Source organism: uncultured Gimesia sp. (genome assembly GCF_937910335.1).
In the GTDB taxonomy this organism is placed as follows: Bacteria; Planctomycetota; Planctomycetia; order Planctomycetales; family Planctomycetaceae; genus Gimesia.
In genome coordinates this window covers 1-21,882 of the sequence record NZ_CALEMX010000494.1, presented here as the reverse complement: position 1 = coordinate 21,882, position 21,882 = coordinate 1, and the positions used below count along the sequence as shown (strand labels likewise).

At 48.6% G+C, this 21,882-nt stretch carries 14 protein-coding genes and 5 tRNA genes; 6 read left to right on the top strand and 13 right to left on the bottom strand.

Annotated elements, in window-relative coordinates:
* Positions 1–11: 11 nt before the first annotated feature.
* The 9 genes from Q0668_RS20270 to Q0668_RS20230 all read right to left on the bottom strand — a co-directional run bounded on the left by Q0668_RS20270 (position 12) and on the right by Q0668_RS20230 (position 7,044).
* Positions 12–608: an HNH endonuclease gene (locus tag Q0668_RS20270; protein ID WP_298867977.1), complete on the bottom strand. Its 597-nt coding sequence runs from the start codon at positions 606–608 to the stop codon at positions 12–14.
* A gap of 29 nt (positions 609–637) precedes the next feature.
* A tRNA-His gene (locus Q0668_RS20265) sits at positions 638–711 on the bottom strand.
* A gap of 22 nt (positions 712–733) precedes the next feature.
* A tRNA-Ser gene (locus Q0668_RS20260) sits at positions 734–819 on the bottom strand.
* 107 nt (positions 820–926) lie between these two features.
* Positions 927–1,011 (bottom strand) — tRNA-Ser (locus Q0668_RS20255).
* Between the two features lie 25 nt (positions 1,012–1,036).
* Positions 1,037–1,108 (bottom strand) — tRNA-Glu (locus tag Q0668_RS20250).
* Positions 1,109–1,130: 22 nt separating this feature from the next.
* Positions 1,131–1,202: transfer RNA gene (locus Q0668_RS20245), tRNA-Phe, on the bottom strand.
* 326 nt (positions 1,203–1,528) lie between these two features.
* Positions 1,529–2,221: a GntR family transcriptional regulator gene (locus Q0668_RS20240; protein WP_298867976.1), complete on the bottom strand. Its 693-nt coding sequence runs from the start codon at positions 2,219–2,221 to the stop codon at positions 1,529–1,531.
* A gap of 155 nt (positions 2,222–2,376) precedes the next feature.
* A complete protein-coding gene (locus tag Q0668_RS20235) occupies positions 2,377–3,768 on the bottom strand; it encodes a DUF1501 domain-containing protein (protein WP_298867975.1) in 1,392 nt (463 codons plus the stop codon).
* 39 nt (positions 3,769–3,807) lie between these two features.
* A complete protein-coding gene (locus tag Q0668_RS20230; RefSeq protein ID WP_298867974.1) occupies positions 3,808–7,044 on the bottom strand; it encodes a DUF1553 domain-containing protein in 3,237 nt (1,078 codons plus the stop codon).
* 385 nt (positions 7,045–7,429) lie between these two features.
* On the opposite strand from Q0668_RS20230, the gene Q0668_RS20225 reads away from it, so the two are divergent.
* Entirely contained in the window at positions 7,430–8,632 is a 1,203-nt protein-coding gene (locus tag Q0668_RS20225) for a sialidase family protein (protein ID WP_298867973.1), read from the top strand.
* On the opposite strand, the gene Q0668_RS20220 is transcribed toward Q0668_RS20225, so the two are convergent.
* Complete coding sequence (locus Q0668_RS20220; RefSeq protein ID WP_298867971.1) at positions 8,619–10,361, bottom strand: MFS transporter; 1,743 nt, start codon at positions 10,359–10,361, stop codon at positions 8,619–8,621. The genes Q0668_RS20225 and Q0668_RS20220 overlap by 14 nt on opposite strands.
* A 245-nt stretch (positions 10,362–10,606) precedes the next feature.
* On the opposite strand from Q0668_RS20220, the gene Q0668_RS20215 reads away from it, so the two are divergent.
* Positions 10,607–11,737 (top strand): zinc-dependent alcohol dehydrogenase family protein, encoded by a 1,131-nt coding sequence (locus tag Q0668_RS20215; protein ID WP_298867969.1) that lies wholly within the window; start codon positions 10,607–10,609, stop codon positions 11,735–11,737.
* 11 nt (positions 11,738–11,748) lie between these two features.
* On the opposite strand, the gene Q0668_RS20210 is transcribed toward Q0668_RS20215, so the two are convergent.
* Both Q0668_RS20210 and Q0668_RS20205 read right to left on the bottom strand, forming a co-directional pair.
* Complete coding sequence (locus Q0668_RS20210; protein ID WP_298867968.1) at positions 11,749–12,609, bottom strand: GDSL-type esterase/lipase family protein; 861 nt, start codon at positions 12,607–12,609, stop codon at positions 11,749–11,751.
* On the bottom strand, positions 12,606–13,085 hold the full coding sequence (locus Q0668_RS20205) for a hypothetical protein (protein WP_298867966.1): 480 nt from the start codon (positions 13,083–13,085) through the stop codon (positions 12,606–12,608). The genes Q0668_RS20210 and Q0668_RS20205 overlap by 4 nt, the downstream gene beginning before the upstream one ends.
* A gap of 528 nt (positions 13,086–13,613) precedes the next feature.
* Between Q0668_RS20205 and Q0668_RS20200 the strand changes: the two genes are divergently transcribed.
* The 4 genes from Q0668_RS20200 to Q0668_RS20185 all read left to right on the top strand — a co-directional run bounded on the left by Q0668_RS20200 (position 13,614) and on the right by Q0668_RS20185 (position 20,907).
* Positions 13,614–14,741 carry a sialidase family protein gene (locus Q0668_RS20200; protein ID WP_298867965.1) on the top strand — a complete coding sequence of 376 codons (1,128 nt, stop codon included), beginning with the start codon at positions 13,614–13,616 and terminating at the stop codon, positions 14,739–14,741.
* A gap of 65 nt (positions 14,742–14,806) precedes the next feature.
* The gene (locus Q0668_RS20195; RefSeq protein WP_298867964.1) at positions 14,807–16,069 is read left to right on the top strand and encodes a VCBS repeat-containing protein; all 1,263 of its coding nucleotides are present in this window, start codon (positions 14,807–14,809) and stop codon (positions 16,067–16,069) included.
* 184 nt (positions 16,070–16,253) lie between these two features.
* Complete coding sequence (locus Q0668_RS20190) at positions 16,254–19,418, top strand: DUF1553 domain-containing protein (RefSeq protein WP_298867963.1); 3,165 nt, start codon at positions 16,254–16,256, stop codon at positions 19,416–19,418.
* Positions 19,419–19,446: 28 nt separating this feature from the next.
* Positions 19,447–20,907, top strand: coding sequence for a DUF1501 domain-containing protein (locus tag Q0668_RS20185; protein WP_298867962.1), 1,461 nt, complete (start codon positions 19,447–19,449; stop codon positions 20,905–20,907).
* A 34-nt stretch (positions 20,908–20,941) separates the two neighbouring features.
* Here the strand turns inward: Q0668_RS20185 and Q0668_RS20180 are convergent, their stop codons facing one another.
* The gene (locus tag Q0668_RS20180) at positions 20,942–21,826 is read right to left on the bottom strand and encodes an alpha/beta hydrolase (protein ID WP_298867961.1); all 885 of its coding nucleotides are present in this window, start codon (positions 21,824–21,826) and stop codon (positions 20,942–20,944) included.
* Positions 21,827–21,882 lie beyond the last annotated feature (56 nt).

Genomic DNA, 21,882 nt, shown 5'->3' with positions numbered 1-21,882 from the left:
ACTTGTTGAAATTAACTTTCCAGTTCGACATTCCAGTACGACTCACTAATGAACCGGGACCAGCTATCAACCTGTATGCATTGCATTGCATAAAAGGGTTTCCATTTTGGTCGAACTGGTTCTTTCAGCAGTTTCATTTTTGCTTGTCCCGGAGTTCGGGCCGCCTTTCGGGAATTGCAGTCAACACACGCCAATACACAATTTTCCCATGATGTTTCACCACCGAAGGATCTCGGATGCACGTGGTCAATCGTCAGTTCCTCGCTACCGGGTTGACATCCACAATACTGACAAGTAAAGCGATCACGTTTAAAGACGTTCCGCCGACTGAAAGTCACACTATTGCGAGGTACGCGATCATACTTTAATAGAGTGATCACTTCGGGAACTTTGAACCGTGCATGGCTGCTTTGAATGGACAATTCATCGTCTGTCGGACAAAACTTTGCCCAATCAGACCAGGAATATGTTTGATAATCTGCGGGGTCAACAATTCGTGCAGTCTCATTCCAGATTTTGACAACTGCCCGCGCTACGGTCGTTACGCCCACCGGTTGCCAGTTCCGATTCAGAATCAGCGTTGGCCGTTCCAGCGTTGATGCTACCATGATTACATTCCTGAGTACTTGAACCAAAGGGTGTTCGGGGGGAATTGAACCCACCTCTTTAACAGTCACAGAGTCACGTGCAGAACCATTACACTATAAACACCATATCGAATTTCAACAAAAAGCGGAAGGCATGGGATTCGAACCCACACACCCTGACAGGCACACGCATTAGCAGTGCGGTCCGGCAAACCGTATCCGGCTACCTTCCGTACTATTCTTCTAATCTCATTGACACACGTTTTTCCAATTCGTTCGTAGTCCTATTATTACTTTGAATGCCTGCTTAAAGACTAGATAAACTTCTTATCTCATAAGCGGAAGCCGTGGGACTCGAACCCACAAACGATTGGTATCGCCCCCTGTTTTCAAGACAGAGCCCTCATCCGGCCGGATGACTTCCTGATTATTTTATTTCTATTAAAGAATACCCCGTGCGGGAATTGAACCCAGCGTTTCCGGCATGAAAGACCGGTGTCCTGCCATTAGACCAACGGGGCATGAAACTTATTTTCTTTAGAGTGGATCGGGAGGTGCTCGAATCCTCGTCTGCGATTCTTCAGATCGCCGCTAAACCATCTCAGCTACCGATCCCTATAAAAAAACCTGGTGTTTTGTAATCACCAGGTCCTGTTGAAGTTCACGCTATTGACTCAAGGGTGTTACATACGAAGTGGAAAACTAAATTCCTCGGAACTTCCCGTGGAATGTTCGGCATGATCCAACTTTAAATAGAACCCTCTGAGAACGATCATGATTTGCGTACCTGTTTTCTTTGTAAGATGGAATTGAATACCTCTTCCTAAAGTAATCATTTCACTAAAGACAGATTAACCGATCAAAAAGTTCGCTCTGAAACGCAATTTTTTGAGATCGAATTTAATTTCTCATGCTGACGGATAAAATAAATAGAATCGAACTCATTTATTTTGCTGTCGTTCCAGCATCAAGTTTTCGACTAACATTGCGGAGTTGCGGATATGTTGTTCCATCGTGGCTGCGGCTTTGTCGCAATCGTTGGATTGCAAGGCGCTGATGATTTCTGCATGATCCGAAAGTGCAATTTCCTGTGCCTGTCTCTCATTATCAACTACTTCACGAATCGCCTGAACCAGGGTGTTATACCGACGCAATTCATCTTGCAGACGCGTACTGCTGCAATGTTCTGCGATCAATGAATGTAATCGAATATCGAGATCCACCGTTTTTTGGGACCATTTCTTATCGCGTGTCTCTTTTTTGATGGCAGTAAATTCATCAGCCAGGTTAGCTAGAAGACGGGGCTCAATGTTACCACAGGCCATGCGAACGGCTTCGACTTCGAGAATTCTGCGCAGCTGATAAATTTCACGGATCTGCGTGACCCCAAATTCACGCATGACGGCACCGCGGTTGGGCAGGTTCTCAACGATTCCAATCGAAGCCAGTTCCACGAGTGCTTCTCGAACGGGAGTGGCACTCACACCAAATTGCTCTGCCAGATTCTGAATCACCATGCGGTGGCCAATGGGAAACTCACCACGAATGACTGCCCCCAAGATTCTCTGGACAACAATCTCGCGAATATTCCCCCGGGGAACCATTGCAAAAGATCCGGGTAGATTGGCAGACATATGATTTCCTCGATTGGCTCTGTTGCGGCCTGTTATGAGTATACTGGGACGAAGTGTATATTATATATCATATGTAATAGAGATAAAAGCGGTCCCTGCGGAAAGATCGGGAAAAGAAAAGTGAGCTATGTGGAAAGAGGAGTCATGCGCTGAGATCAGGCGATGATGTTCTGTACTACTTCGCCTGCCACATCTGTCAGTCGGAAATCCCTACCGGAATAATGATAGGTTAACCGCTCATGATTAATGCCCATGAGGTGCAGGATTGTGGCATGTAAATCATGGACGTGGACTTTATCCTGCATGGCACGAAAGCCGAATTCGTCGGAGGCTCCATGAATCGTGCCCCCTTTGATTCCGCCACCGGCGAGCCACATACAGAAGCCGAACGGATTATGATCGCGGCCATTGATGCCCCCTTGGGCGGTCGGGGTTCTGCCAAATTCTCCGCCCCAGACAATCAGGGTTTCATCCAGTAATCCGCGCTGTTTTAAATCTGTCATCAATTGCGCAATCGGTTGATCGATGTCTTTACACAATCGTTCGTTGCTTTTGTCGTGATTGCTGTGTGTATCCCAGGGCTGTCTGTTTCCGTAATAAACCTGCACAAAACGCACGCCGCGTTCGCTTAAGCGACGTGCCAGCAGGCAAGCTTTCGAAAACTCGCTCTTACCATAAGATTCTCTCAGTTTTTCCGGTTCCCGCGAAATATCGAAAGCATCGGTTGCAGCGAACTGCATGCGATATGCCAGTTCCATCGATTTAATCCGTGTCTCAAGTTCATTGTCGCCGACTCTTTTTACCAGATGCTGTTTATTAATGGCCTGAACCAGATCAAGTTGTTTTTTTTGTTCTTCTGAAGATAACGCCTCATTCTTTAAGTAGGGAATCATCTGCTCGGGCGTCAGGTCTTTATTATTGATATGTGTGGCCTGATGCTTTCCGGGTAAGAAGGCACTACCCCATAATTTGGGACCGACGACTGGTTTGCCGGGGCATAACGCGAGAAATCCAGGGAGGTTCTGGTTCTCAGTTCCCAACCCGTAAGTCAGCCATGAGCCTAAACTGGGGCGGGTCGGTGTCAATGTTCCGAGATTCATCATGCATAACGCTGGCGCATGGTTCGGAAAGTCGGTATGCATTGAACGAATAATGGCCATGTCATCGATATGGCGGGCAATATTCGGAAAATGTTCTGAAACGGGAATCCCTGATTTTCCCGCGTTGATAAATTTAACGGGAGAAGGGAGTAATCCCATTGTTTTCGAAGCGGTTCTGATATCGGCTGACTTAGGTCGTTGACCTGCGTATTTTAACAAAGCGGGTTTTGGGTCAAACGTATCAACTTGCGAAGGGCCACCGCTCATAAATAGAAAGATCACTCGTTTCGCTTTAGGGGCAAAGTGCGGAGTCGGCGATCCTGCTTTTTTTGTAGCCGCATCTGAAGCGGCAAGCATACCGGCCAGGCTCATCATGCCAAAGCCGCCCCCGACCTTTTGGAGAATTTCCCGTCGGGTCAAAATTCGCTGCTGATTTGATGTGATCATATCCTTAGGTCTCTTTTTCTACCTTGTTTGTAGAAGTCGTTAGTCAACGAACATCATTTCATTGCTACACAACAATGCCTGGCAGTAACGCTGCCAGGGAGTGAGTTTCTTCGGGTCGATGTCTGTTCGACCTTCATAGACCCCGTTATTTTTGTGACTAGTAATATCAACCGCTTGTGAGAAATTTGGATTGTCAGTCCTTAATGGCCAGCAGGAGAGGGGATCGGATTCTAATATCGAAGCGACATAATCTGCATGGGATAGCTGATCTTTTTTCAGTTTGGCCGCCTGGAAATGTTTGTTTACTTCGTCTGGTTTCAATACCCGATTAAAGAGAGCGACGGCTCCCAGCTGTCCCTGAAAATTCGAAAAATTATCATTTCGCCCTGCAAGAATGATTTCAGCAACACCCGCTGGATATCCGGTTTTTGCCTGACCGGTGATCTCCGGTTTTTTATTTCCATTCAGGTAAACCAGAATCTGCTCATGATCACGAACGAATACAACATGATTCCATGTTCCCGGCTGAATCACTGTATTTCCAAAGAATGACTGACGGTGCTGGTTTCCATTGAAGAAAAAGAGCCGCCCCTCTTTATTTGCCTTATATTTTCCGGAGATCGCCAAATGATCGCCGGCAAGTTTGGGATCGGCATCTTTTGCACGCGAGAAGAAATAACCGGTAATCACACGTTGATTATTCGGAATTTTATTATTCAACCAGAGTTCAACTGAATATTGATTTCCTAACCCTTTCACATTGGCTTTCATGCGTTTGCCTGTGAAGGTAGGTAGTTGACCACCGGATGGAGTCGGTTTTCCGGTTGCTTCCTCTTTTACGCTTTGGAGAAACTGCAAGCCCACCTGAATTTCATTTGGCGTTGGTTCTCGTGAAAACAGCTGCCGATAAACGGCATCAATCCTTTTTTCGGACGATTCTCCTTCGAATTGTTTCGCGAGGAGCTGAGCCTGTTGACGGACAAAGGGTGAATTTAAAACAAACAACTGCTGTAAAGGGGTTGTCGTTTTGGAACGTCTGGCTGCATGAATGGCTGGATCAGGAAAATCATATGACTGGAGGTAGGTACTTAATTTGTGGCGCGAGACGGTGGCATAGATTCCTCTTCGATGAAATTTGGAGTCATCGATATCCCCCGAACGTCCTGACTGAGTTGTATCAAGATTGCCTCCCGCAGCCAATAATGCATCACGATAAACTTCTGCTTCCAGTCTCCTGCGATTGAAATATGTTAGAAGTCGATTATTAGAATCCAGCGTTTTCTGAGCTTCTGACAAAATCACGTTTGAAGTTTGTTGATATGTGGCAGAAAGCATAATCAGCCGATGCAGTTTTTTGATTGACCAGCCTTGATCCATAAACCAGACTGACAAATCATCGAGCAACTCCGGATGACTGGGTAGCGAACCTGTTTTACCAAAATTACTGGGAGTATCGACCAGACCTTCACCAAAATGGTGCTGCCAGATTCGATTCACCATCACGCGTGCCGTCAATGGATTGTTACGACTGGCGATACTCTGTGCTAACTCCAGACGACCGCTGCCCTGCTTGAAGGGTTTTGTGTTTTCGTTTGAAAGCACTTTCACAAATCGACGTGGGATCAACTTCCCCAGGTTCCCGGCATTTCCGCGAATGAAGATGTTCAAATCGCGGGGTTTGTTGGGATAATAGACGATCTTCATTCGGTCTTTTGTGATTTCTTCCACTCGAATCTGCTCTTCCGTCAGGGCATTTGCCACTGGCAATTCGAACCCAGGTGTGGCTTTTTTAATCTCTGCAACTTTCGCTTTGTTGTCTTTAATCGTCTTTAAATTTTTGGCTACGATCGCTGTCTTCTGCTTAAGTTCTTCCGGTGCGATCGGGAATCTAATAGTCGTCTGTTTTTTCAGATCCGGTCGCGGGGCAATTAACGGAAACTCATTAGTGCCGACTTGTTTAATCTGCAATTTTAATAATGCAATGCGTCTGTTTATCTCGCGGTTTTGATCAGTCAGCTTTGTGTTCTGAGTTGTCAGTTTGTCTGCTTTATCCCGCGCGGGCTGAGTTTTCGCGACTTCTGCATCAGGAATAATGGGGCGCGTGGTCTGTCTGACAGAAGCAAATACTCCGGCAATGCCATAATAGTCTTCAACCGTTAGTGGATCGTATTTATGATCATGACAGCGGGCACATGCCATTGTCAGCCCTAGCAAGCCGCGACATAAACTATCCACACGGTCTTCCCAGTCGTCTGCATAGCGGTTTTCCAACGCCAGTTGCGAAAGCGCGACTTCCTTATGATAGGAAGGCCCCAAACCCATATACCCGAGAGCAGGGTAATCTTCAGGCCCGGTTTCCGGCAGGAAGTCAGTCGCCAGTTGACGAATAATAAATTCATCATAAGGCATATCATCATTCAATGCTTTCACAACCCAGTCTCGATAGCGATAGGCATGTGGAAATGGTCCGTTGTGCGGTCCCATATTCGTGTTGTCTTCCGCATAGCGTGCGACATCCAGCCAATGACGCCCCCAGCGTTCTCCATAGTGAGGTGACTGCAATACGCGATCAATCAAATGTTCGTATGCTTGCGGTGATGTATCTTTGACAAACTGTTCGACTTCTTTCGGAGTCGGAGGCAGGCCGATTAAGTCAAAATAAACGCGACGAATGCGTGTTTGCTTGTCAGCAGCGGGGGCGGGGCGGAAACCTTTGGCTTCCTGAGCCGCCAAAATAAAGTAATCCAGTTTTTTGACAGGCCAGTCCTTTTGTTTTACCGCGGGAGCAGCATGACTTTTGGGAACTTGAAAGGACCAGAATTCACGTGCTTTGACGAAGTCGATTTCTGTATTGACGGTCGTTTTTGTCTTTGCATCACGGGGATCAGGTGCCCCCATTGCGATCCATTTTTCGAAGTTGGCGATCACTTCATCCGGTAGCTTGCCTTTTGGAGGCATCTGATAACTCTCTTCACCATACCGCAATGTTTCCAGCAGTAAACTTTCAGCTGGTTTTCCCGGCACGAGGGCTGTTCCGGAATCGCCTCCCTTTAATGTGCCCTGTTTTGTATCCAGCAGTAAACTGCCTTTGAGATTTTTCGTCTCTGAGGAATGGCACTCATAACAATGCTGTATCAATACGGGACGAATCTTCTTTTCGAAGAAATCAAGCCCCTTTTGCTTTGACTTGGGTTGCGCTGCAGAGAGATCGGAAATCAGCAAACCAAACAGGCTCGTGAATACGATGACAGCTGTCACTTTTTGCAAAGTCTTCATAGTCATATCTACGATGATTCAAGTCAGGTGGGATTAAGCCATGTCGGCTGAGGAATTCTGTAATGTATCTTGTTATATAGCAAACAGATACATCACGCATGTCCTATATCCTATCGGGAGAAACCGGGAATAACAATATTATATTTAGAAAAGGCTGCTGAATCCAGGAATATTCGTTGAATTCCAACCGCCTCATCTGCGAGTGAATGTCTTGGTTTAGACTGCTCAAGCCTTAATCTGACAATGTATTCTGGCATCGGATATTGAAGAGGCCTGTCTTCCTCGTTAGGCTGATTAGATACAAGGTCTGCTTCAAATGGAATGAGATTTCTCTTAATTCCCGGCCTCTGAGATTCAATAGAGTTTTCCAATTTAAGGACTTAAGATGTTACTGAAAGCGCCTGCCCTTAAGAATCCAATTCTGATCATCACCGCACTTTTCTGTTTTTGTCTGAATGGTGCGTTCGCGTTTGAGCCGACTGCTCCCCAAGTGAAACAACAGCCCGGCTTTTCGATCCCGTATATCGATCTCAACGATCAGGCGCATCGACAAGTTGTGATTGATCGAGAAGAGGGGCAATACCTGGGCCATCCCACCACTGTTCTGTTAGAAGACAATAAGACCATGCTGTGTGTTTATCCGAAAGGACACGGTAAAGGTGGCATTGTTTATAAACGCTCGAACGATGCCGGTAAAACATGGAGCGAACGCCTGCCAACGCCTGCATCCTGGTTGACCTCTCGAGAGGTTCCTACACTCCATCGGGTGATTGATGCAAGCGGTAAGAAACGGATCATTATGTTTTCGGGCCTCTATCCCACACGCATGGCGGTGACAGAAGATGATGGCCAAACCTGGAGCGAACTCAAGCAGGTAGGCGACTGGGGAGGCATTGTCGTGATGGGTTGTGTCGAACCGCTTAAAACCGGTAAAGGGCATTACATGGCGATGTTTCATGACGATGGTCGCTTCATCTCCAAAAACTCCAAGCAGGAATCACCGATCGTTTTCACGCTTTTCAAAAGCCTTTCTCAGGATGGCGGCTTGACGTGGTCTGATCCTATCGCCATCGATAAATCGTTTGATTACCATATCTGCGAACCTGGCATTATTCGTTCTCCCGATGGAAAACAACTGGCGGTATTGCTTAGAGAAAACAGTCGTCGGCACAATTCACAAATCATCTTTTCCAATGATGAAGGAAAAACCTGGACCAAACCCCGCGATCTGCCCGGCTCATTAAACGGCGACCGACATACGGGAAAATACGACCCGATCAGTGGACGACTGCTGATATCCTTTCGCAGCAAGACACCCAAAGGACATCAGGCACCAACCGAAGGTGACTGGGTCGCCTGGGTGGGAACTTACGATGACCTTGTCAAAGGAAACGAAGGGCAGTTTCATGTGCGACTGAAAGACAATACCAAAGGTGCCGACTGTGCCTATCCCGGCGTTGAAGTGCTGCCTGATGGTACGTATATTCTCACGACATACGGCCATTGGCAAAAAAGGAAATCCCCGTACATTCTCAGTGTGCGGCTCAAACTTTCAGAATTAGATGCCATATGGGCTAACTCGCATTGAGTTCTCCCTCAGGCGTTTCTTCGACAAAAAGAGTTTGAGACGTATCAACACATAACGAAGCTAAACCGGCGATCAAAAACGCAATCGCACAGGTAATAAACGCCATACTCCAGTTATGCTCATCCTCACCAATCATATGATCATCCTTAACAATCATAAAGATCATGAGGGAAGGGGCGATGGCCGCCCCCAGGTTGCCCCACATATTTCCCCAACCCAGCACAGACCCCACGTGTTTGCCGCCGATATCCTGATTAAAGGCCCACATGGCCGGAGATCCAAAGTCGGTCGAAAATGCGACGACCGAAAATAACGCGACTGCCCCCCAGGGGGAAACATCAAACAGGCATAATGCGATATACGCCCCCATGGCGGTGAATCGTGATATCACAATCGGCAGCACACGACTCCAGCGCAAGCTGATCCGTTGCATCAACCAGTCAGTAGCACGACCGCCAGACAGAGTCCCGAACCAGCCAACAGCAAGCGCGACGGTTACCATGGTTCCCCGCATTTTTAAAGGTACCTGATATGTCTCATCCAGAAAACGTGGTAACCATGTGACCAGAAACAACCAACCGATATTCGTGCAAAACTGAGAGAGAGAAAGCATCCAGAGGCTCCAGTTCTTCACGATTGCTTTCAGGGGAATTCCGCCGATCTCTTTCGAATGATCTTTGTCTGCTTCAAGCCGACCGAATTCGATGATTTCCAGCTCCCGCTTAGAACAGCCTGGATGCTTCCGCGGATAATCACGGATGGACCACCAGAAGAAACCGGCGATCACAATACCAAACACCCCATAGACCACCATTACGGGCCGCCAGCCTTGCCCTTGAACTTTCCGTACTTCCGTATAATAACGGGCCTCAAATAAGAGTCGGTTCAAACGCGATCTCTGCTCAACGTTTATTTCACCAGGGTTCACATTCAACAATTGTTCTGCTTGCTGATTCAGTTTCAGATCTTCAAAATCGGAGGGGTCATAAAGCGTATCTTTTTGCAGAATGGAATTTAAATTTACCAGAAAGTCAGCTTCAACGGCTGTGCCTTTCTCTGGATCTTCATCGACAGTCGTTGCTTTAAGATACGTTTTGCTTTCCGGTGAGAGGTGGTCGTAAATCTTCGTTTCAAATTCCTGTTTCTTTTCGAGATTCTCTGTAAATTTCACAGCAAACTGATGCGGTTGCATTAGATCGCCGGGCTGTAGTTCAGACGACTGAGAGATCGGCACGAATAACACGATCAGAAACGCTGTGAGGATCGGTGCCAGCGCACCCCCTAAACGTCCCCCCACGGCGACCAGACTGCTGGCAAATCCCCGTGCGGAAAGTGGCATCCATTTACTCACAATATTCGCACTAGTGGGATACGCGCCCGCCTGTCCCACTACAAACCCAAGACGGAATATCAACAGCATTACAAAGCCGGATACAAATCCCGTCATCGCGGTAAACAGAGACCACAACAGAATGTAAATGGTCAACATCGTACGGGCACCAAAGCGGTCACTTAACCATCCGGAGGGTACCTGACACAATGCATAAGAAGCAAAAAACGAACCTAGAATGATCGCAATCTGCTTATCACTCAAGCCCAACTCATCTTTGATAAAGACCTCTGCAAAGGAGATACAGAATCGATCCAGATACAACAGAATCGCCATCATCATACAGGCAAAAATCACACGAAATCGAACATGGGAGTTAGGTGGTTCAATGCTGGACATTCAATTCTCGGCTTTCCATCAGAGTCGGTGTGCAAATTCGGAATGCGGCAGTATAACAATAAACGATCATGAAAACGAGCGATAATACTGATCGTCCCAATGTGTTCTCAGTAGAATCCACGGCAATCACTTTGAACTGACAGCAGAATCTACGAATTGAAAGTTGCCATATTGTCAAAAGTCTGTCACGATGCACAAACTGAAAGAGAATACAGAATCCGGTCGCAGCTAGAGGAAACGAAGCCATGAAAACCAGAGCCGCTGTTCTATACGATATGGAAAAACCGACTCCGTATGCGGAATCTCGACCGCTGGTCGTGGAAGAAGTTTCGCTAGCCGATCCGGGACCGGGTGAAGTTTTGGTGGAGATGGCGGGTGCGGGTTTGTGTCACTCCGATCTCTCTACCATTGATGGATCGCGTCCGCGTGTGATGCCGATGGTGATGGGTCATGAAGCCAGCGGCATCGTTCGTGAAGTCGGGCAGGGCGTCCACGATTTAAAACCTGACGATCACGTCGTCTTCTCATTTGTTCCCCTGTGTGGGCATTGCATTCCCTGTGCGACAGGGCGACCCGCTTTGTGCGAACCTGGTGCTGTCGCCAATGGCGCGGGCACTTTGCTTTCTGGTCATCGACCGTTTCGGACTTTATCCGGTCATGAAATCAATCATCACCTCGGCGTCGCCGCCTTTTCCGAGCATACAGTCGTCGCTCAGGAATCGTTAATCAAGATCGATTCTCAGTTGCCTCTTAGTACCGCAGCTCTATTTGGTTGTGCCGTGATGACCGGGGTGGGGGCTGTCGTGAATACTGCAAAAATCGAACCCGGTTCAAGTGTCGCCGTGTTTGGGCTGGGAGGTGTTGGTTTAAGCACGGTCATGGGTGCGCGTGCCGCTGGTGCGGAAACGATTTTTGCCATCGATCTACTTCCCGACAAACTGGAACTTGCTGCCAAAGTCGGCGCGACACATCTGATCAACGCCAGCGAAGAAGACCCGGTTGCTCTGATTAAGGATATTCTGAATGGCGTCGATTATTCGTTCGAAAGCGTAGGGAATGAGTTGGTTCTGCAACAAGCGTACGCCGCCAACAAACGTGGAGGGACCACGATCACAATTGGGTTGCCGCATCCCAATAAAATGTTTTCGGTGCCTGCGGTCAGCCTCGTTGCTGAAGAACGCACGATTAAAGGTTCTTACATGGGTTCCGCTGTCCCGCGGCGTGATCTCCCGCGATTCATTAGCATGTACCAGGCGGGTCTTCTGCCCGTTGATCTGCTGCTGACGCGTACGATCCAACTGGAAGAAATCAACGAAGCCTTCGACGCGCTCGCCACCGGTGCCGCTGTTCGGCAAGTTGTGACTTTTGAGAATTGAAATGCGTTGAGTCAATCAGTGGCATAAGCAGGTTTGAGAAAGCCCCATACCACATTGGCCATCTTCTGATGCCCGGCCTGTGAGAGATGGATACTGTCCAGCGTTGAATCACTTCCTGCAATAATTGATAGAAATACTCGCTTCGGAACCAGTGCCGCATTATGTTTCTTCGCCAGAGCGCGTTGAATGCGGCCGTAATCATGATAGAAGGGGGGCAAAGGGAGTTCCAGCATGATCAGTTGCCGATTTGGCGCTTCCAATTCTGTCAACAAGGCATCCAGAGCCTGTTCAAACTGAGCAGTCGTCGTTGCGCCCAACACATCATTGCCACCAATTTCCAGCAAGACAACAGTCGAATTCACCGGCTGCTCCTGCACACGCTTCAACGCCGAAGTGACTGTATCACCGGCTTGAGAAATGTCCTGAACCTGCAGATTGTGTTTACGTGCTAGAATTCGTGGCCAGGTTTCTGCTTTCTCTCCACTTCCCAAACCGGCGGTTACCGAATCGCCAATCACGGTCAACGCTCTCGCGTTCACAGGCTTCAGGTCCGGTGTTATGTGATAAGGTAGTTCCAGTCCCATCCCTAACATCCACACACCGATCAGTGCATACGCCAACCCACGTCGCCTTTTCTTCGCAAATCCAGACCAGAGCCAGAGCAGTGTGATCACCAGCGCCACTCCACAGAACCAATAAGGCAGGGGAGTCGAAGAAACCGTGATGGCAATGAGACCGAGGACAAATGCCAAAACTGTCACCCGCTTCGCATTCGGACTCTCGCCCAGTGACAACAGGGCCGCCAGTATTACCAGCGCTGCGCCTGTAAAAAATGCTTGTCCGGAAACGATGTGATAGACGATGGGGTTCATTGATTTGGCTTAATGCTCATCTTTTTATCTCGAAACCTGCCTATCAGAATTCCAGCCAGCGGTCCGATTACAAATGATGCCGGGATACCATAGAGTCGTGCTGCATCAATCGAAGTTGATCCATCCATATAAGATTCATGAAAGGGCTGTTCGTCCAGATACGCGGCTCTTGCTAAGGTCACTCCCACGACCAATGCAATACAACCTACCAACCCATAGACGGCATGTCTCATCCAGCGACCAAATGACGCTGCTGCTACAAAAGGACCTATGAAGGCGAAAACGATGACAAAACTAAGTACGATCATCTCGCAAAACCGCTCTTGTGCTTTCTCATAGTACAAAGAATGCGTGTAGTCGATGTATTGAATCACATAACGGGAAGTGAGAATACAGAGGTATTTACCAAGCACGTATCCAATGTATGCACCAACTATCACACCTTTGAGTATTGAACCAGCCGTATGCATCATCATTGCGCTGCCTTTTTACTACGACAATCGACTATTGGCGTTCCACGATATAAGACTGGCTGCAGGAAACAGTCTGTCATACTCTTTGTATTATAATATAAAATGAGACGAGAACTAGAAATTTCTTATTCAGCCTGAATTCACTCTTGGAATTGACCAATCATAGGCATGCGTTCCAGCGCCAATCCTCAGGAAAGGATGAAAACATGCGGGTCGTTTGAATTATTTTAGTTCTTATCAAATCAGCAACGAGCTCGGAATTGTTGATTCATCTGAACGATCTCGCAGAATCATTCCCATCCGAATGTGAGACGGATTGAATTTACCGATCCCACAAGATACGGTTAAGAGAGGTGGTTTTGGCGTAACGACAGATTTCATCCCGGACTGCATCGCAGTATTGCGTGTGAGATAAGTTCACATTCGCCAAAAAATATTTGATTAACGGAATGACAATACAACACAGATCCGGTAAACGAAACAACATTTGCATTCAAGGAGCCTTAGATGACCGTTTTCAGGAACCGGCAATTGTTACAACTTCTCTGTGGCCTGTTCTGTGGCCTGTTCTGTGGCCTGTTCTGTGGCCTGTTCTGTGGCCTATTTTTGATGTTTGCCTCTGGTTCGATGCAGGCGGGTGAAATCTCCCTCACGAAAATATTTGATGATGGGAAGTACAATTCGTTTACAGACCTGTGCAAATTCAAAGGGCATTATTACTGCACTTTTCGGAGTGCCATTTCACACGGTGGTGCCAGTCATAATGTCATGGGTGATATCGTTGTCATTCGCTCTGCTGACAAGACTAACTGGCAGGAAGTGGCTCGCTTTCATCAGGAGAATGTCGATCTGCGTGATCCCAAAATAATTGCTACTCCCGATTCGATTCGTGTGTATGCGGTTGATTGTCGATTTCGCCCCGGTGGAAAGATTGAATATGCAAACTGCGTGTGGAGTAGTCAAGAGGGAACCAAATGGAGTGAAGCCCGGTTGATGGCTCCCGGTTACATTTTCTGGCGTCCCAAATTGTACAAGGGAAAGTTTTACGTTCCCGCATATGCACGGCGTCCCGGTTATTGCTGTGTGGATCTGTTGGTGTCGGATGATGGCGAACACTGGCATGTTCAATCGACGCCCATCCCGCCGACAGAAGTTGAAGAGGAAATTCTGTGGGCCAATGAAACGGAAATTCTATTTCTCGAAAATGGAACGGCTTTGTTATTTGCCCGCCGGAATCATTATGGAAAAGCGAATCCCAAACTGAAGAAATTCGGCGGATTTCGGTCGGGGGTCGTGATGCAGGCCGATGCCAAGACCCTGACAAACTGGAAGGTGATTGATGAGGGCCTCACGTTTCATAGTCCCGCAGCTGTTCAACACCGGGGTCGAATCTTTCTTGCAGGACGTGATAAACATCCCTTATCTGATGGGCGTTTTACCGAAACAGCACGACTATGGGAATTTATTCCTGGCAAAGGGTTTACCCCGCTGGTCCATTTCAAAACCCGTGGCGATTGTTCTTATCCGGGAATTGTTGCCGAAGGGAATGAATTGCTGGTCAGCTATTTTTCCACCCATGAGGGCAAAACAGCTTACTTTGAATTGCCCGGCAAAGCAGATATCTACTTATCTCGTATTAAACTTGAGCCAACCAAGTGATGCAGACACTTCTTCTGTGTGGTCTGGATAGAATTGATATCACTTTTGCATAAAGGATTCAGTACATGTGTAACCAAAAGGCCCTTTCAACGAAAATCGCTTTTCTGAGCCTGATTCTCTTCGGCGTTTTCGTAACGACGACGATGAGTCAAGAAAAACAAAGTACACATTCGATTCAGTTTTCCGAACATCTGATCGCGGACAATTATGCTTACGCCTATGGAATCGCCGCTGCGGATTTTGATCAAGATGGCGATCTCGATTTGTCGAGTGCTGACTATACGCCGCACAACAGGCTGTATTTGTTCGAAAATGATGGCAAGGGAGTTTTTAAAAAGCATACGATCCAGAAAGATGATCCTGAACGGCTCGAACGTCACATGGTTGGCGATGTCGACCATGATGGCGATTTGGATATTGTAATCGTCAAAAATCTGCGTGGGCATCTGTTGTGGTTTGAAAACAGTGGCACACCCACCAATGGCCAGTTGTGGAAACGACATGTGATTACAACCAACTTGCCCGGCGCGTATGATGTGGCATTGGCGGATTTCAACAACGACGGCCATCTGGATGTCGCCGCTTCGAGTTGGATTCTGGGGAATCAGTTTGCCTGGTTCGAAAATAGCGGTAAGCCGGCGGAGGGCGAATGGAAGAAACATCTGATCGAGGAAAACATTCGCGAGACTCGGACGATGCGGGTTGCCGACTTTGATGGTGATGGCGATCCTGATTTATTGGGAACCATTCGTGGAATTGACGAAGTTGTCTGGTATGAGAACAAAAAGGGGAATACTGGGATTAGCTGGTCGAAGCACATCATTGATGATCAATCAGACTGCCCCGCGCATGGGAATCCGGTTGATATGGACGGCGATGGTGACATGGACGTTGTGATGGCGCTCGGTTTTCTGTATCGACCGGGATCGAAAGACAAGACAGATTCGCAGCGATCCGAAGATAATCAGATCGTCTGGTATGAGAATGACAATCCACGTAAGAAGCACTGGAAAAAACATATCGTTAAACAAAAGTTTGACGATGCATTCGAAGCGACCGCAGCTGATCTGGATGCGGATGGTGATATTGATATTGTTGCCACAAGCTGGAGAAATCCGGGTCGCGTTGCCTGGTTCGAAAACACGGGTGATCCCCGCGGAAAGTGGAAACAGCATGAATTGAAAAACAACTGGCGGAGTGCCAATCAGGTGATCGTCGCCGACATGAATGGCGACGGAAAGCCTGATATCATCGCCTGTGCCGAGCGGGGCAGTGTGGAAGTCCGCTGGTGGAAAAATGAAGGTCGCCCGAAATCGTCGCCGAAATAACCCCTAATGTTTTGGCTTCCCGTTGGCTGACTCGTTATGACTTTGTTCAAGAATGATCCACAGAACTCGGTATGATCACGATTTTCTTTGGAGAAATGAGTGACAAGGATAAACCAAGCTGCTATTATTAAACTATCTTAATAAACACACCAAGTTTTATCCTACCTCAAAAGAGCTTGTTCCTATGCCTTGCTCGTTACCGAACCTAGTTCGATGTGTGATCCAATGTGGTCTCGTGCTGGTTTTCAGCCTGATTTGTCATTTTGTGTGGGCGGAATCTGGCGAAAAAAAACCTGCTTCGCGCGTGGAGTTCAATCGCGATATCCGTCCGATTCTTTCTGAAAAATGTCTGCACTGTCATGGTCCGGATACAGTCACTCGTGAAGCCGAACTTCGGCTGGATGACCGTGCGGATGTTCTCAAGGCTCGAGACGACTATCGCATTATTAACCTCAAGCAACCTGCTGAGAGTGCGCTGCTCCAACGGTTGCTGACGGCGGATGCCGACCTCAAAATGCCGCCGGCAGATTCCGGAAAAGAGATCTCGCCTCAAGAAATCGCACTTATCCAGCGTTGGGTGGAGCAGGGGGCCGAATATCAGCAACACTGGTCATTTATCAAACCACGTCGTCCTGAATTGCCCGCATTGAAAAACAAGAACTGGTCTCAAACGCCGCTCGATCATTTTGTGAAAGCGCGACTCGAGCGGGAAAAGCTCAAGCCCGCAGCCCGCGCATCCAAGGCGACACTCTGCCGGCGTCTCTCGCTAGATCTGACCGGTTTACCTCCCACACTGGCAGAACTCGAAAACTTTCTGAAAGATGATTCGCCCCAGGCATATGAAAAACTGGTCGACCGCTTGCTCAGTTCGCCACGTTACGGCGAGCATCGTGCCCGCTATTGGCTGGACGCTGCCCGCTATGCGGATACCAGTGGTTACTTTACCGATGAAGAATGGTATATGTGGCGCTGGCGGGACTGGGTGATTAATGCGTTTAATGACAATATGCCGTTTGATCAATTCACGGTCGAACAACTGGCGGGGGATCTGCTGCCTAAACCGACGCAAAGTCAATTGATCGCTACTGGATTTAATCGCAATCATATGACGACTCGTGAAACGGGCGTGATTGATGAAGAATATCGCGTGGAATACGTGGTGGATCGGCTTGATGCGACTTCCACCGTCTGGATGGGTCTCACCGTTGGTTGTGCCCGGTGTCACGATCATAAATTCGATCCGATTTCACAAAAAGAATTCTATCAGCTCTTTGCATTTTTCAATAACAGTCCGGAAAAAGGGAATACGGGTACTGCAGGCAATGCAATGCCCCTTCTCAGAGTTCCGACGCCTGAATTATTGAAACAGGAAAAACAACTCAAGGAACAGGTGGCGGTTGCGGAAGCAGAACATCAGCAGCAAGAAAAAGAATTGTCGCAAAAACAGACCGCGTGGGAACAAGGTGTGTTGAAAGATCTCCCGCCGCCATCAACGGAACAGTTACAGCAACACTACCCGCTGGATAAGATCTCTCAGAACGCGCGAATCAAAGCCATGGGTAAACCAAAGTCAGTCGCCGGCTTCATCGGTAAAGGGATCAAGTTTGATGGTTCATCACTTCTGGAAGTTGATTCGCCTGTCACCTTTGGCCGTAACACGCCTTTTTCGGTTGCTGCCTGGATCAAACCTGCTTCGGGAGGCCCGGTCTGTATTTTGTCGAAAAATAACGACCGCCAACAACTGCGCGGTTTCGACATCATGCTTCGCAAAGGAAAGCTCTCGGCCCATCTGATTCACAAATGGAACTCCAACGCGATTCAGGTCACTACGGTTGCCTCCGTCAAAACTGGTCGCTGGCAACATCTGCTGGTGACCTACGATGGTTCTTCGAAAGCCAGTGGTGTGCGGATTTATCTGGATGGCGAGCCTCAGGCTACTTCGGCTCCCTTCAATAGCCTGACCGGGGAGATCAGCGTCAACGAACCGCTCCGCTTCGGAAGGCGCAGCACCAGTGCTTTTTATAAAGGGGACCTTGATGACGTTCGCTTTTACCAACGCGTTCTACCGGAAGAGGAAGCAAAGCAGCTTGCCACTTATCAGTTCTTGAACAGCGCCCTCGCGGAGCCTGTTGCGAAACGCAGTTCGATTCAAAAACAGGAACTCCGTACTTTTTTCCTGAACACGGCAGCGCCGGAGGCGTTCCGCGCCAGCGAACAGAAACGAAAGTCGCTCAAAAGCAAACTGTCCCGATTACAAAAAAACATCCCGACCACCATGGTGATGCAGGAAAACAAAAAACCGCGTGATACTTTTGTGCTGTTACGTGGCGTGTATAATCAGCATGGCGAAAAGGTCTCTGCTGACGTTCCCGGGGCATTGCCGGCGTTAAAGAAACAATCGGCTCTAAATCGGTTGGGCCTGGCTCGCTGGTTGACGAATCCCGAACATCCCCTGACGGCGCGCGTGTATGTGAATCGGCTGTGGCAACAACTGTTTGGTGTGGGTCTGGTCAAAACCGTTGGCGACTTTGGTTCGCAGGGAGAATGGCCTAGCAACCCTGAACTGCTGGACTGGCTGGCGGTCGAATTTCAGGAGAGTGGGTGGGATGTCAAACACCTTTTAAAACAGATTGTACTTTCCGCCACCTATCAGCAATCATCGCGTGTGACAGACGCACTCTATGAGCGTGACCCGGAAAACCGGATGCTGGCCCGCGGACCGCGTTTCCGTCTGGATGCAGAAATGGTGCGTGATAACGCTCTTAAAATCAGTGGATTGCTCATTGAAAAGCAGGGCGGCCCGAGTGTCAAACCGTATCAACCCGCGGGGCTCTGGAAAGCCGTCTCTTACGATGGGGATCTTGCCTATCAGCAGAGCAAGGGAGAGTCCCTGTATCGGCGGAGTCTTTATACCTATTGGAAACGCCAGAGTCCGCCACCGGCTTTGATGGCCTTTGATGCACCGACCCGAGAAACGTGTACTGTGAATCGCCCCCGCACGAATACGCCTTTGCAGGCACTGGTACTGATGAATGACCCGACGTATGTGGAGGCAGCACGAATCTTGGCCGAACGGACCTTGAAACGCCATAAGACAGCCACGAAGCGGCTCGATTTTGCTTTCCGTTCTGCAACGAGTCGTGCTCCCAGTCAATTTGAGCAGAAAATACTTACCACGCTTCTGGAAGCGCAAAGATCCGTTTTCAAAAACAACCCGGCTGCGGCAAAGAAACTAATCAATGTCGGCGAAAAACCTGTCGACAAAACAATCTCACAAGAGGAACTGGCGGCCTGGACGATGGTGACCAGCACTATTTTTAATATGGACGAAACCGTTACCAAACAATAATCGGCAATTTGCGCTATTGGAAAAGACAATGCAGTTTGAGATGTTAGCACAACAACAGGAATTCAACCGGCGCCAGTTCTTCCGCCGGAATGCGACGGGCATTGGTGCGGCCGCGCTGGGTTCACTGTTGAATCCGGGTCTCTTCGCGAATGAATCCAAGTCGAACTCGGGTTCGATTCAGACCTCTCATTTTCCGGGCAAAGCCAAGCGGGTGATCTATCTCTTCATGCATGGTGGCCCGTCCCAGATGGAGATGTTTGATTATAAACCCCGTCTCAAGGAGTTGAATAGTTCGCCGCTCCCCGATTCGGTTCGCGGCGACCAACGTCTGACCGGGATGACTTCAAAACAGAAATCGTTTCCCATCGCGGCCCCGATGCAATTCAAGTTCAATCAACACGGCGAGAGTGGTACCTGGGTCAGTGATGCCCTGCCGCATTTTGCGAAAGTTGTTGACGATGTCTGTGTGATTAATTCCGTTCATACCGAAGCGATCAACCATGACCCTGCGGTTACATTGATGCAGACCGGTCATCAACAACCGGGGCGACCCAGTTTCGGTGCCTGGTCAAGTTATGGGTTGGGAAGTGAAAACCAGAACCTGCCTGCGTTTGTGGTTTTTATATCACAAGGGAGTGCTTCGCGACCTGCGGACCCCTTGTATGCCCGCCTGTGGGGTACCGGCTTTCTGCCTTCGAATCATCAGGGCGTTAACTTTCGAAAAAGCGGCGATCCTGTGCTTTATCTTTCCAACCCGCCCGGCATCGATGCATCCAGTAGACGCCGGATGCTGGATGGTTTATCGCAACTGAATCAGCGTCAGTTCGAGGAATACCGGGATCCCGAAATTCAAACGCGGATTGCCCAATACGAGATGGCGTATCGGATGCAGACTTCGGTGCCTGATCTGACCGATCTTTCCAGCGAGACCGACCAGACCTTCAAACTGTATGGCGAAGATTCCCGTAAGCCGGGGACGTATGCCGCAAACTGTCTGCTGGCCCGCCGGATGGCAGAGCGGGGCGTGCGGTTCATTCAGCTATACCATCGCGGCTGGGATCAACATTACAACCTGCCCAGCGATCTCCGCCTGCAGTGCGGCGACATTGACCAGCCGACCGCTGGATTGATTACCGACCTCAAGCAACGGGGATTGCTCGATGATACGCTGATTGTCTGGGGTGGCGAATTCGGCCGCACGATTTACAGTCAGGGCACACTTACCAGCACCGATTACGGCAGAGACCATCATGGGCGCTGTTTTTCCATGTGGTTGGCAGGCGGCGGTATCAAGCCTGGAATCTCATACGGATCGACTGACGATTTCTGTTACAACGTCGCCGAGAACCCGGTGCATGTCCACGATCTGAATGCGACGATGTTACATTGCATGGGTTTGAACCACGAACGGTTGATCTATAAACATCAGGGCCGTGATTATCGTTTGACCGACGTGCATGGGACTGTGGTTGATAAGATTCTGGCTTGAGCAAACGGCACTACGTTTGCTCACGAGAGGATTGCTACGAGAGACCATCCTGATTCAGGAATCGGATCACTCGATCTGCCAGCCACAAGCGGAATTCTTCTGTGGTCGGTGGACAATGTTTGCAATCTGCGATCACTTCAACATCACAATTTGGTATCAATAATTGTGCGCGTTTCACAAGTTTCTCACCTGGAAATGAGATGTCGTTATCTGCTCCCAACACCAAGGTGGGAGACTGGATCTGTCTCAGTTCCGCATCACTTGCTAGAGGGGGAATTTCAAAGTTGAACGCCATATCATTCAGTGATTCACCCATAAACTGAGCCCAGTGTTCATCCCAGGTTGTCAACAACGGATCGAGAAAAGCCCTTAGATTTTTTTCAGTGGGCCAAAAGCGATATTTCAGCATTGGGATTGCCATGCGGGTCAGTCCAACCCAATGAGAACCATTGACAATACCTGCAGGTACTAACAGAACAAGCTTCTCAACTCGCTCGGGAGCGACCGTTGCGATCTGCCGAGCGATGAAGCCTCCCCAGCTGACACCAAATAAATATACTTTCTCAATTCCGAATCCGTCGAGAACTTCCAATAGCCACTGTGCCAGACTGTCATCATTTAGTGGCACTTTTATCTGCGGACCATAGACAGACTGATTTGGTAAATCGGGGGCGATGATTCGAAAGCGTTCCAACAAGGGACCTAATTCGGACAATAAGTGAGCAGAACCGGTGCGCATTGCATGGAGACAGACAAGAGGCAGACTCGACTCCGGCCCTCCCGTTAAAACAAGATTTCGACCAAAACTCGTCTCCACAAAATGTTTTTCAAGAGGAACCGTGATACGATCAGCAAATCGCTCATGCCATTCTTCGAGTCGAGCACGAGCCTCTTCACTTTTCCAAATTGTTGCAGACATTCATCAATCCTCGATTCAAACTTCTTAAAGAGAGTGTGTGTCCGAATCCAATTCGG

Coding starts and splice junctions, on each gene's coding strand:
- Q0668_RS20205 (WP_298867966.1), bottom strand. CDS start 13,085: ATGATGATGCATACGGCTGGTTCAATACTCAAAGGTGTGATAGTTGGT.
- Q0668_RS20270 (WP_298867977.1), bottom strand. CDS start 608: ATGGTAGCATCAACGCTGGAACGGCCAACGCTGATTCTGAATCGGAAC.
- Q0668_RS20215 (WP_298867969.1), top strand. CDS start 10,607: ATGAAAACCAGAGCCGCTGTTCTATACGATATGGAAAAACCGACTCCG.
- Q0668_RS20220 (WP_298867971.1), bottom strand. CDS start 10,361: ATGTCCAGCATTGAACCACCTAACTCCCATGTTCGATTTCGTGTGATT.
- Q0668_RS20190 (WP_298867963.1), top strand. CDS start 16,254: ATGCCTTGCTCGTTACCGAACCTAGTTCGATGTGTGATCCAATGTGGT.
- Q0668_RS20235 (WP_298867975.1), bottom strand. CDS start 3,768: ATGATCACATCAAATCAGCAGCGAATTTTGACCCGACGGGAAATTCTC.
- Q0668_RS20225 (WP_298867973.1), top strand. CDS start 7,430: ATGTTACTGAAAGCGCCTGCCCTTAAGAATCCAATTCTGATCATCACC.
- Q0668_RS20230 (WP_298867974.1), bottom strand. CDS start 7,044: ATGAAGACTTTGCAAAAAGTGACAGCTGTCATCGTATTCACGAGCCTG.
- Q0668_RS20195 (WP_298867964.1), top strand. CDS start 14,807: ATGTGTAACCAAAAGGCCCTTTCAACGAAAATCGCTTTTCTGAGCCTG.
- Q0668_RS20185 (WP_298867962.1), top strand. CDS start 19,447: ATGCAGTTTGAGATGTTAGCACAACAACAGGAATTCAACCGGCGCCAG.
- Q0668_RS20210 (WP_298867968.1), bottom strand. CDS start 12,609: ATGAACCCCATCGTCTATCACATCGTTTCCGGACAAGCATTTTTTACA.
- Q0668_RS20180 (WP_298867961.1), bottom strand. CDS start 21,826: ATGTCTGCAACAATTTGGAAAAGTGAAGAGGCTCGTGCTCGACTCGAA.
- Q0668_RS20240 (WP_298867976.1), bottom strand. CDS start 2,221: ATGTCTGCCAATCTACCCGGATCTTTTGCAATGGTTCCCCGGGGGAAT.